The following is an 11,844-nucleotide window of genomic DNA, read 5'->3' as shown; positions in this document are numbered from 1 at the left end:
GCACGGTCAGATCAACATTGAGGCCGGAATGCAGAAAAGCGGGTCTGGAAAGTTGCGTAAGCCGGACGGCTGCGCGGAAATCACTCTACCGGTTAAACCTGCGCTGAGATAGCGCAGGATGCGGATTTTATTACGTTTGCACGTTTTTTAGTCAGTTAATCGTTTCGCTTAATCACACTGAACTTTAATCGCCAGACCGCCACGCGAAGTTTCACGGTATTTGGCGTTCATATCTTTGCCGGTTTCATACATTGTCTCGATAACCTTATCCAGCGAGACGCGGGGTTCGCTGGTGCGCCTAAGTGCCATGCGCGCCGCATTAATCGCTTTAACCGAGGCGATAGCATTGCGCTCAATGCAGGGCACCTGAACCTGACCGGCTACCGGGTCACAGGTCAGACCAAGGTTATGTTCCATGCCGATTTCAGCCGCCACGCAGACCTGCTCCGGACTGCCGCCCAGCAGTTCAGCCAGACCGGCCGCCGCCATAGAACAGGCGACACCCACTTCACCCTGACAGCCCACTTCCGCGCCTGAAATAGAGGCGTTCATTTTGTACAGCACGCCGATGGCGCCAGAGGCGAGGAAATAGCGCAGGAAAATGTCGGGTGTCACCGGCTCAATGAAGTGATCGTAGTAAGCCAGCACCGCAGGCACGATACCGCAGGCACCGTTAGTGGGCGCGGTCACCACGCGGCCTCCCGCGGCGTTCTCTTCGTTGACGGCCAGCGCATACATATTGATCCAGTCGATAACTATCATTGGATCGCTGGAGTGCTTGTCAGAGGAGGTCAGCAGGCGACGCAGGGAGGCAGCACGGCGCGGCACGCGCAGTGGCCCTGGCAACACGCCTTCGGTATTCAGACCGCGATCGATACAGGCCTGCATCGTCTGCCAGATGTTAGTGAAATAGGCATGGATCTCATCGCGGCTGTGCAGCGCCAGCTCATTTTTCATCACCAGACCTGAGAGTGACAGGCCGGTTTCACGACAGTGAGCCAGCAGATCTTTAGCGGAGTGGAACGGCCAGGGCACAGAGACTTCATCCAGTGCCGACTGCCCGAAGTGCTCTTCATCAACAATGAAACCGCCGCCAACGGAGTAATAGGTTTTTGACAGGATCAGCAGGTCGCCCGCAAACGCGAGCAGGCGCAGGCCATTTTCATGCAGCGAAAGGTTCTCACTGCGAAATACCATGCCGCCTTCGCGCGGGAAATCCACTTCGTGTGCGCCTTTCGCCAGCAGCAGTCGCTCACGCTGCTCAACATCTTTAATAAAGGCGGGGATCGCATCGATATCCACCGTATCCGGCGATTCACCCGCCAGACCCATAATAATGGCGATATCAGTGTGATGGCCTTTGCCGGTCAGAGAGAGAGAACCGTAAACATCCACGGCGATCCGGGTGACCTCCTGCAGCTTTTCCTGTTCGCACAGCAAATCCACAAACTGTTTACCTGCTTTCATCGGGCCGACAGTATGCGAACTTGAGGGGCCGATGCCCACTTTGAACATGTCAAAAACACTAATCACAGGTGACACTCCTCACAATTATTCTCAGTCTGCCGGGGCAGTTTATGGCGCCCATAGTAATGGTCATGCACCAGGAAAGAGCAGCTTTTCGCATGAAATAAACTTATCAAAACTCATAGAAAAAATTATAGTGCAGCGCGCCAGTAACCTGACGGGCTGGAGAGAGAAAAACGAGAAAGGTCTCAGAATGCGATCTGAGCACTCAGTGAGCGGATAATACCCGCGGTCATGCCCCACACCAGATAATCCTGATAGCGCGACAGCCAGACCGGATGGCGAACGCCAGCCCGATGCACCTCCAGCGCGCTGTAGCGGCTGAGCTGCAAAGCCTCGGCCAGCGGCATCTCAAAGGCGCTGCTCACCTCATCCGGATTAATCGTTAATTGCAGATCGGCCGGAATGATCCCCAGTACCGGCGTCACCTGAAAGCCGGTGCTGCTGGTCACGGCGGGCAGTGCGCCTAATACCTCGACCTGATGCGGCTCAATGCCAACCTCTTCCTGTGCTTCACGCAGTGCTGTGGCGATGAGCGATGCGTCAGTGTCATCCTGCATCCCGCCGGGAAAAGCGACCTGTCCGGCATGTTTGCGCAGGGCGTGTGAGCGCTGCGTCAGCAACAGACCGGGTTCAGGCCGTGCCACAATCGGCACCAGCACCGCCGCATGGCGCCCGGATAGCAATTGTGTGCTGCGGGCTGGCTGCTGCAACAGAAAACGGCTGCGAAAATCATCAAGCGTCAGGGCCAACTGAACCTCCGGTTTGTTCCAGTGCCGGTAAGATCCGGCTGACTTTATCGAGTGTTTCCTGATACTCCGCTTCGGGATCGCTGTCTGCAACAAGCCCGCCGCCCGCCGCACAGTAGAGCTGCTGACCTTCAGCGATCAGCGTGCGAATGGTGATGCTGGTATCCATCCGGCCACACAGGCTGAGATAACCGATGCTGCCGCACCAGGCATTGCGCCGCTGCGGCTCCAGTTCATCAATAATCTCCATCGCCCGAATCTTGGGCGCACCGGTAATCGAGCCGCCCGGAAAACAGGCGCGCAGCAGATCGGTGGCCTGCAGGGTGTCAGGCAGCTGCGCCCGCACCGTGCTGACCAGGTGGTGCACGGCGGGGAAGGGTTCAACCACAAACAGTTCCGGCACCGTGACCGAGCCGGGTAGCGCCACGCGGCCAATATCGTTGCGCAGCAAATCGACAATCATCAGGTTTTCGGCCCGATCTTTTTCCGCATGGCGCAGCGACTCAGCCTGTTGCGCATCAGCAATCGGATCGTCACAGCGTGGCCGGGTACCTTTGATCGGTCGGGTTTCGATCTGCTTATTATTCAGCGACAGAAAGCGCTCCGGCGACAGGCTGAGGATCGCGCTCTCGGGCAGACGCAGAAAAGCGCTGAACGGCGCGCGGTTAGCCGCATTGAGTATACTGAACGCCTGCCACTCATCACCCTGGTAACCGGCCTGAAAACGCTGCGCCAGATTAACCTGATAACAGTCACCCGCCTGAATATAGGCCTGAACCGCCGCAAAACGCGCAGCGTAATCTTCATAGCTCAGGTTGGAGCGCCAGCGGCTGGTCAGTGAAAAGGGTACGGCCTCACGCGCGGGCCATTGCGCCAGCCAGGCGGCGCGTTCTTCTGCGTTCTTTAACGCCACCAGCGTCAGGGTCTGCTGATGATGATCGGCAATCAGTGCCCAGTCATAGATACCCACCGCCATGTCAGGCGTGGTGAGATCGGCTGCGGCCTGCTGAGGCAGGGACTCAAACCGGCGGCCCAGATCATAACCAAACAGGCCCAGCGCACCGCCCTGAAACGGCAGGGCATCGCTGGCAGCCGGCGTCACGCCCAGCGCATCACACTGCTGCTGCACCAGCAGCAGGGGATCGGCGGTTGATTCGGTCGTGCCGGTCGGGTCGCTGAGCGTAGTCATCGCACCGCGGGTCACCAGAGTAGCGCGGGGATCGGCGGTCAGAATATCAAAGCGGTTGTCGCTGTGGTTCGCCTGCGCGGAGGAGAGCAGCATCGCCCAGGGCAGATGGGCAATCGGGGCAAAACGCTGAGTCAGCGCATCCGGGGTATAATCAAGACTGAGGGTTTCAACAATCATCGGGCAGAGAAATCAGAGAGCAAAGAGGCGGTCAGACTGCCATATTTTTTCCTGACTGGCACCTGTTAGTTCCGCGTGGGATACTGTCTGCCCCAACGCAGGAGTGAAACATGTTTATAGGAATACCGGCTCTCTCTCATGAGCAGCAGCAGCAGGCCGTCGAACGTATTCAGGAATTGATGGCGGGAGGTTTGTCGAGCGGTGAAGCGATCACCCAGGTGGCGCAGGAGATCCGACAAAATTTCAAGGGCGAACGGATTCGGGCGCTATTCGAAGACGAAGATGAAGAAAACGAAGAGGAATAACGCCCGGCGTTTTAACGTGCAGCGATAATTTTAATTTCGATTTTGTACTTCGGATTCAACAGCCCGACCTGTACCGTGCAGCGCACCGGCGCATTACCTGGAGAGACCCATGCGTCCCATGCGCGGTTCATCGCAGGGAAATCGGCCTTATCCACCAGAAACAGCGTCGCATCAAGGATTTTGCTTTTATCGCTACCGAGCCGTGTCAGAATCGCATCAATCACTGCCAGCGCATTGGCTGTCTGCGCTTCTGCGTCGGCATCCAGATTCTCAGGCACACTGGTGTAATAGATCGTGTCGTTGTGGATCACGGCTTCGGACATACGGTGTTCCGGGTCAATGCGGGTAATACTCATCGGTTTCTCCCTGGTTAATTGCGCATTAGCCTGGCACACTCCCGACATCGCTGTCACCCCTTACGCTTTACAGGCAGCGCTCAACAATCGCCTGTCTGTCCGCCATCACCTGAGGCGCCATCCGGAAAGTCGTGAAATATTTCACCTCAGCCCCTTTTCGGCGGGGCGACACATCCGCAAAAATCGAATCTTCCCAGGTAAAAACGCTGATCTCGCTGCCGTTGGGCTGGGTGTGGGTGGTGTTATCTCTGGCAATGACGCTGGTGGTGGACCAGCCGCGATAAATACAGTCGCTGAGCTGAGGGACGGTGCGGGTGCTTTGACCCTGAAAAACAGGCTGCTGCAGACGAGCCTGATCAGGCGTGGGTGCCTGGCAGCCGCAGAGCAGCAGCACGCCAGCCAGAGAGGCGATGCGGAAACAGTTCATACATTCCTCCGCCTGAGTCAGGCAGTCGGGTTAAGGCCATCTGTTTTACACCGCCTGAACGGCAATGTTAAACCAGTCTCAGCACGTCAGCCTACGGGTGCCACATCCCAACGGTAAGCTGATTTAATCATTATAATCCGCGCGTTTGTTTACTCGCTGCGTTCCTCTGCATTTGCTAACTGCATCACACTGTCTGCATTATGATAATGAGCCGCGGACGTTGTCACTGTTGCAGCCCTGCTGCACTAAAGCAGCATAAAGCGTCGAAAGAGCGGGAGAAGTGAGGGCACGCGCGGCATAAAAATGTTATAAAACAGCAGATAAATCGCGCTACGGATGAGGATTCAGGCATGGCGAATACGCAGTATCTTTTTTGGGTGATGGTCGGCGCACTGACGCTGCTGTTTATTGTGGTTTCGGTATTTGTTGGATTGTCCCGTGGCAGTAAGCAGGGCTTTATTACCTTCGCTATTCTGTTCATCGTTATGCTGGCGGGCGCGTTGTACGTCCGCTTATAAGCAGGTCGCAACAGCAGCGTCACCAATGATCGTGATATCAGGTCACCAGCCAGAAACAGATAAACGCCCTGTACCAGAATAAGCCGTATCTGGCTGAGCGGCCTGCTTTATTTGCCGCTTTTTATCTGGCCAGTGTTGAATCAACCCTGCTATTGCTGCTCAAAAAACTCACCATGCAAGGGTAGCGCTTACTGCGAAAATCCGCCGTGATATTGATGGTGAGATCCTGCGGCGCCTCATCTGAACGTCGTCTGCATTATGTTCTGCTCTGGATTACCCGCTAACGGCTCGATATGTCTCCCCGCCAGCACGCCCATCTGTCCAGGCGGCGCATATCTGATAAAAAGTATTCGTCCAGCAGGCATAAATAACGTTATTTTTGCTAGCCGCTGGCCTCTGAAGTGAAAATGTAATAAGCGATATCAGCGGGGGCGATTCCTTCAACACGTTTTTGTGCAATACCCTGTTTTACAGATTCTGGAAAACGCAGGTAAATACGGTTGTCTTCACTGAATAAGGCTTTATCTATCTCTTTCCCGTCATCTTTGAAACAGGATGCATAGGTGTCCCTGAATAGTTTACTGACATTATCGATATCTCTGCTGAGTAAAATGACTTCATTTTTTTTCAGATAGTTGCTCTGAATGTTTTGACTCGCTGCAGGATGGATTAAAAATGTTGCGCTGGGTAATGCTTCCCTTTGCGCCCCTGAGCAATAAATCAGGGTAGCCGCCGAACCCGTCATTGCGGCATTGATGGTTTTTATCGGAATCCTTGACCCCCTGACGGCCTGGCCGCCCATATAGCCAGCTTCCATGTCGCCGCCAAAGCTGTTTATATAAAGCGATATTTCTTTTACAGCAGGGTAACTTGCATTAATATCATCGATGCCTGCCATCAATTCTGCCACTTTAGTGCCATTAACCTCGCCAATGTAAACAATTTTTGCCGATTTTATCTCTTGCGCTTTCAGGGTGTTATTCACCACCACTGACGTTTTTGCTATGCAGCAAGCGGAAGTGACGCCCAATAATAGAAAAGTGAAATAACGCACCATAAAAACTCCATTTAAGGGTGTGACGCTGTCAGTTTAAGGATCAGTAATGTTTAAAAAGAAAATAGCCCGTTGTAACTTCCAGGGTGATGATATAGAAGATAAGTACGATGAATATCAATAATAAACTCGCTCTGGCGTAGTTTTTCTTTGAACGTTTAGTCCTTCGGTTTAAGGACCAGTAAAGCAGCATGAAAAGATTTAATACGGGTATGCCAGTTAAAATTAATGTGACAATCCAATCCCATAGGGAGACATCATCGACGTGTTGATTATTTTCCACAGTGTTTTTTACGCTATGTGAGTGGTGGAGTAACGACGTTAACCGCTACGACGTGCAGATCATTTCCTGACAGCTGACGAGTTTTTATTGATTCGCTGAGGATAAACGTCAGACCAGTCTGGTTGTTCGCCGGACATAATCGCGCGCCGCTGTGCAGGGCTGATTCCCTGGTTTTTATGCGGCATGACAGGTTCACTATGTTGACCAACTGGGTTAAGTTTGACCTCATCGTTGGTAACGCAACCGCTCAGCGTCAGAATCACTAAGCTATACCGGGGTAATTTAGGGAACAATGATATTTCTCCTTGTTGAGGTAATGGTGTCCATTTTGACGGATAGATGCAACAGGGTAGCAACAGCCAGATTACATCCCATTTAACTTATAATATAAAACCCCACTTCATTTACATTAACGGATATCTTTAGCGAGATAGTCTTAAACGGCCTTTTAAAGAGGACGGATGCCGTGGGGCATGGTTTCTATTGTGATGTGACTCATCCAGCGACAATTTTTTATTGCCTGTGAGAGATAACATAATTTCTGAATTTTTAATTCCCTCTCTACCATATGTTAAGTCAGCCTGACTGCATCAGAGGAAATATTCAATCCGCTAATGCTCACAGGTTACGTTTAAATTCTGTCTCTTTTATATCAGGGATTTTTTCTTATAACAACATAACGATGTTTAATGCTACTCCTGTTGAGTTTTTATTTAATGTTACCTTTCTTTGTGCATAATTGTGCTTTGAATCGCATCATTAACTTTTCGTGTCCCTGTATTATAGCAGTTAAGTTCCGGCCTTTTATTCATTAAACGAGTAAGAGGTTTTTTTGAAAACACAGTTTTTTCAGCGGCGAATTATTAAACCCGCTATCCGACTGACGTCAATGATAACGCGGCTGGAGGAGGCGAATGGGCATCCGATTAACCGGTACGCTATCAGCACCGGCTGTGACGCAAGGCTGTTTCACGCAGTGGCGAAGCAGAGTCTGCGGCAGCGCCCGCATTTCTGATATCTTTTGCGAGCCTTGCAAAACAGATGGCAGGAGTAAGCTACACTCAAAGGGCATAGCAAAATTGCTATCTGACACTGGAGGAAATTATGTCTGAACGCCCTGATTACGATGAACCGCTGCCCGATGACGCTGAGATTTATCCTGAAGATGAGGAAGAAGATGAAGAAGAGGAGCCATTAGAAAAGGATGTCTAGCGTCACCTGTATAGTCTTTTATGACGCTTTATCGCGTTGCACCGCAAAACCGCCTGCGTGCAGTTTTGCGGTTTCTTACGTCGCCTGAATTTAGTGCAAAATTTCCCTCCCGGCTCGTTTCGACGATCAAAATGATAAATACAGAAAAATGAAACTCTTTTATTCAGAGAGATTGATATCAACCCTTTCCTGAAGTGCTTAAAAACGTCATATCGTGATGTTTGTTAATTAAATTAACATTGATTGTAATTATAAACTCTTTATTCGTTCTGATTTTGATTTAACGCATTTTGTCACCTTGCTGATTCAGTAGTCAGCGGAATAGTATCCCTGCCGCAAATAAGCTTATAAAGCAGGGATAAAAATGAAATTACCAAAAATGTTAAGTCTGGTTGTGGCGCTTTCTACCCTCAACGTAGCCGGTGCGGCGGAACCGCACTGGACGTACGAAGGCAAAGCTGGCCCGGAACACTGGAGCGAACTGACCAGCGACTTCCACATCTGCCACGAAGGTAAGTCCCAGTCGCCTATCAATATTAAAGATCCGATTGAGGGACATTTACAGGCACTCGATCTGGCCTACCATACGTCGGCTGAGAAGGTGATCAACAACGGCCACACGATTCAGGTGACCGTTGATGAAGAAGATGATTTTGTACTGGATCGGGAAAAGTTCACGCTGCGTCAGTATCACTTCCATACGCCGAGTGAGAACCAGATCAATGGGCACACCTTTCCCCTTGAAGCCCACTTTGTACACAGCAAAGAGGATGGCGATCTGGCCGTGGTCGCGGTGATGTTTAAGGTCGGTGAAGAGAATCCGGCGCTGGCACCGTTGATCGACGCTATGCCGAAACAGGAAAACCAGCAGGTAACCATTAATCGCCAGGTAAATTTACGCGATCTCTTCCCGGAAGATCTGCACTATTATCGTTTCAGCGGCTCCCTGACGACGCCACCCTGCAGCGAAGGGATTCGCTGGCTGGTGCTGAAACAGCCGGTTTCGCTCTCTCAGGCGCAGCTCGACGCCTTTAAACAGGCGCTGAAAACCACCAATAATCGTCCGTTGCAGCATCTCAATGGGCGCATGATTGTAGAGTAGTCACAGCGATTTCTGCTGCCTTTCGCGGTGCAACTTTTCCATCAGGAATCCCGGTGCTGCGAGCGCTTCTCTTCAGGCGGCCACGTGCCGCCTTTTTCCCCATCTTGCAGACGCGATCCAGAGTCTTTAGCTGCCACGCCCCCAACGGCCGGAAATAGATAAGCTATTGATAGTTATCAATTTTGCTTTGTTGATCCAATACTGACATAATTACAGTGTTTTTGCCGTTCTTAGTGAGGGTATGTGGCAGACGATTTTGCAGTGGATGGCGCGCTGGCGCTGGCGATCGCAGGCTTTAAGCCGCGTGAAGCACAGCGTGAGATGGCGCAGGCGGTATCTGAAGCCGTAAAACAGCAGGGTGAACTGGTGGTCGAGGCCGGTACCGGCACCGGAAAAACCTATGCCTACCTGGCTCCCGCTCTGCGGGCCGGTAAAAAAGTAATTGTCTCCACCGGATCCAAGGCGCTGCAGGATCAGCTCTATGGCCGCGATCTGCCTACGATGATCAAGGCGCTGGATTTCAAAGGTAAAACGGCCTTGCTGAAAGGACGCTCCAACTACCTTTGCCTGGAACGCATGGAACAGCAATCGATGGCGGGCGGCGATCTCACCGCGCAGGGGCTGACCGATCTGGTGACGCTGCGCAGCTGGTCATCGCAGACGGAAGATGGCGACATCAGCAGCTGTGCGGGCGTGACCGAAGACAGCCCGGTCTGGCCGCTGGTCACCAGCACCAACGATAACTGCCTCGGCACTGACTGCCCGCGCTATAAAGAGTGCTTTGTGGTCAAAGCGCGTAAGCGCGCTATGGACGCCGATGTAGTGGTCGTGAACCACCATCTCTTTCTTGCCGATCTGGTGGTGAAAGAGGGCGGCTTTGGCGAACTCATTCCCGAAGCTGATGTGATGATCTTCGACGAAGCCCATCAGCTGCCCGATATCGCCAGTCAGTATTTTGGTCAGCAGCTCTCCAGCCGCCAGTTACTCGATCTCGCCAAAGATATTATTACCGCCTACCGCACCGAGGTGCGTGATGCTCAGCAGCTGCAGAAATCCGCTGACCGCCTGGCGCAGTGCGCGCAGGATTTTCGCCTGTCATTAGGCGATCCCGGCTATCGCGGTAACCTGCGTGAACTGCTGAGCGATAACAACATCCTGCGGATGTTTACGCTGCTGGATGATGCGCTTGAGCTCTGTTACGACGTTATCAAACTCTCACTGGGCCGTTCAGCCCTGCTGGATGCCGCCTTCGAGCGGGCCGCGCTCTACCGTGGCCGGTTAAAACGGCTGCGGGCGATTAACGAGCCGGGCTACAGCTACTGGTATGAATGTACCTCACGTCACTTTATCCTGGCGCTGACGCCGCTCTCGGTGGCAGAACGCTTCCGTGAAGTAATGGATAATCGTAAGGCTGCATGGATCTTCACCTCAGCCACCCTGGCGGTGGATGAGAAAATGGCACACTTCGCCGAACGGCTGGGTGTGAATGCAGCAAAAAGCCTGATTCTGAACAGCCCGTTCGATTTTGCGAAGCAGGCGCTGCTCTGCGTTCCGCGCAATCTGCCTGAGCCTAACCGTCCGGGTGGTGCACGCCAGCTGGCCGCAATGATGAAGCCGCTGATTGATGCTAATAAAGGCCGCTGTTTCTTTCTGTGCACGTCGCACCTGATGATGCGTGAGCTGGCCGCAGAATTTCGCGCCTCAATGACGCTGCCCGTGCTGGTGCAGGGTGAAACCAGCAAGGGTCAGTTGCTGAAACAGTTCATCGATAAGGGCAATGCCCTGCTGGTGGCGACCAGCAGCTTCTGGGAAGGCGTGGATGTGCGGGGTGATGCGCTGTCGCTGGTGATCATCGATAAACTGCCGTTCACCTCACCGGAAGATCCGCTGTTGAAAGCCAGAATGGAAGATTGCCGGATTCGTGGCGGCGATCCCTTTACGGATGTGCAGCTGCCGGATGCGGTGATCACCCTGAAGCAGGGCGTGGGACGTTTAATCCGCGATACCGACGATCGTGGCGTACTGGTCATTTGCGATCAGCGTCTGGTTTCTCGTCCTTATGGCGCGCTGTTTCTCAATAGCCTGCCACCGACGCCGCGCACCCGGGACATTGCCCGCGCCATCGCCTTTATCCGCCAGCAACCCGAACCAGACGCGTAATTTTATGCTAAGATGCGCGCCGTTTTCTTTCTTCTGAGGTAGTCATGTCAGCCCGAATTTTAGCGCTGGATACGGCGACAGAAGCCTGTTCAGCCGCCTTGCTGAATCAGCAACAGATTGATGCCCGATTCGAAATTGCCCCGCGCGATCACACCCAGCGTATTTTACCGCTGATCGAAGAGCTACTGCTGGCACAGCAGCTGGAACTGACCGACCTGGACGCGCTCGCCTTTGGTCGCGGCCCTGGCAGTTTTACCGGCGTGCGGATTGGCATTGGTATTGCGCAGGGACTGGCACTGGGCGCTTCTCTGCCAATGATCGCGGTTTCCACGCTGGCAACGCTGGCGGAAGGCGCATGGCGTCTGCACGGTGCTACCCGCGTATTAACCGCTATTGATGCGCGGATGGGCGAGGTCTACTGGGCCGAATATCAGCGTGATGAACAGGGTGCCTGGCAGGGTGAGGCCAGCGAAAGCGTGCTGTCGCCCGAAGCGGCACTGGCCCGGATGCAGGCGCTCTCTGGCGAATGGATGACCGCAGGCACCGGCTGGCAGGCTTATCCTGCCCTGCAGCAGGGACACGAACTTACCCTGAACGCCAGTGACGTTACGCTGCCCGCTGCAGAAGATATGCTGCCGCTGGCAACCCTTGCGCTGGCACAGGGGAAGACGCTGCTGCCGGAAACGGCGGAGCCCACTTATCTGCGTAATGAAGTCGCCTGGAAAAAATTACCTGGCCGGTAAAATGCTCGCAACTTATTGTTATGCGTCCAGTCTAACTCTTTA

At 53.2% G+C, this 11,844-nt stretch carries 11 protein-coding genes; 5 read left to right on the top strand and 6 right to left on the bottom strand.

The annotated features are described in order from the left end of the window. Positions 1-168: 168 nt before the first annotated feature. The 3 genes from AC6I8B_RS11165 to pabB form a co-directional block, all read right to left on the bottom strand. Positions 169-1,533, bottom strand: coding sequence for an L-serine ammonia-lyase (locus AC6I8B_RS11165; protein ID WP_010260538.1), 1,365 nt, complete (start codon positions 1,531-1,533; stop codon positions 169-171). A 182-nt stretch (positions 1,534-1,715) separates the two neighbouring features. Continuing rightward, the gene (locus AC6I8B_RS11160; RefSeq protein WP_033779035.1) at positions 1,716-2,279 is read right to left on the bottom strand and encodes a CoA pyrophosphatase; all 564 of its coding nucleotides are present in this window, start codon (positions 2,277-2,279) and stop codon (positions 1,716-1,718) included. Next, positions 2,263-3,642, bottom strand: coding sequence for an aminodeoxychorismate synthase component 1 (pabB, locus tag AC6I8B_RS11155; protein WP_157352362.1), 1,380 nt, complete (start codon positions 3,640-3,642; stop codon positions 2,263-2,265). The genes AC6I8B_RS11160 and pabB overlap by 17 nt, the downstream gene beginning before the upstream one ends. 110 nt (positions 3,643-3,752) lie before the next feature. Between pabB and AC6I8B_RS11150 the strand changes: the two genes are divergently transcribed. Beyond that, the gene (locus tag AC6I8B_RS11150) at positions 3,753-3,947 is read left to right on the top strand and encodes a YoaH family protein (protein WP_010260545.1); all 195 of its coding nucleotides are present in this window, start codon (positions 3,753-3,755) and stop codon (positions 3,945-3,947) included. Between the two features lie 11 nt (positions 3,948-3,958). Here the strand turns inward: AC6I8B_RS11150 and AC6I8B_RS11145 are convergent, their stop codons facing one another. Next, positions 3,959-4,303 (bottom strand): RidA family protein, encoded by a 345-nt coding sequence (locus AC6I8B_RS11145; protein WP_497817435.1) that lies wholly within the window; start codon positions 4,301-4,303, stop codon positions 3,959-3,961. A gap of 67 nt (positions 4,304-4,370) precedes the next feature. Continuing rightward, positions 4,371-4,730 carry a hypothetical protein gene (locus AC6I8B_RS11140; RefSeq protein WP_157352358.1) on the bottom strand — a complete coding sequence of 120 codons (360 nt, stop codon included), beginning with the start codon at positions 4,728-4,730 and terminating at the stop codon, positions 4,371-4,373. Between the two features lie 350 nt (positions 4,731-5,080). Between AC6I8B_RS11140 and AC6I8B_RS11135 the strand changes: the two genes are divergently transcribed. After that, positions 5,081-5,248, top strand: a complete 168-nt coding sequence (locus AC6I8B_RS11135) for a hypothetical protein (RefSeq protein ID WP_497817434.1) — start codon at positions 5,081-5,083, stop codon at positions 5,246-5,248. A 382-nt stretch (positions 5,249-5,630) separates the two neighbouring features. Here the strand turns inward: AC6I8B_RS11135 and AC6I8B_RS11130 are convergent, their stop codons facing one another. After that, on the bottom strand, positions 5,631-6,305 hold the full coding sequence (locus AC6I8B_RS11130; protein ID WP_157352354.1) for a ClpP family protease: 675 nt from the start codon (positions 6,303-6,305) through the stop codon (positions 5,631-5,633). Positions 6,306-8,161: 1,856 nt separating this feature from the next. Between AC6I8B_RS11130 and AC6I8B_RS11125 the strand changes: the two genes are divergently transcribed. The 3 genes from AC6I8B_RS11125 to tsaB all read left to right on the top strand — a co-directional run bounded on the left by AC6I8B_RS11125 (position 8,162) and on the right by tsaB (position 11,802). Further along, entirely contained in the window at positions 8,162-8,899 is a 738-nt protein-coding gene (locus AC6I8B_RS11125) for a carbonic anhydrase (protein WP_033771955.1), read from the top strand. A gap of 243 nt (positions 8,900-9,142) precedes the next feature. Beyond that, positions 9,143-11,059: a DNA repair helicase YoaA gene (yoaA, locus tag AC6I8B_RS11120; RefSeq protein WP_010260556.1), complete on the top strand. Its 1,917-nt coding sequence runs from the start codon at positions 9,143-9,145 to the stop codon at positions 11,057-11,059. A gap of 44 nt (positions 11,060-11,103) precedes the next feature. Next, positions 11,104-11,802: a tRNA (adenosine(37)-N6)-threonylcarbamoyltransferase complex dimerization subunit type 1 TsaB gene (gene tsaB / locus AC6I8B_RS11115; protein WP_010260559.1), complete on the top strand. Its 699-nt coding sequence runs from the start codon at positions 11,104-11,106 to the stop codon at positions 11,800-11,802. Positions 11,803-11,844: the final 42 nt, after the last annotated feature.

The sequence above is a fragment of the Pantoea sp. X-Soil-ISGK-285 genome (genome assembly GCF_059730815.1).
The sequence above is the reverse complement of the archived record's forward strand: the minus strand, read 5'-3'. Positions and strand labels throughout refer to the sequence as shown.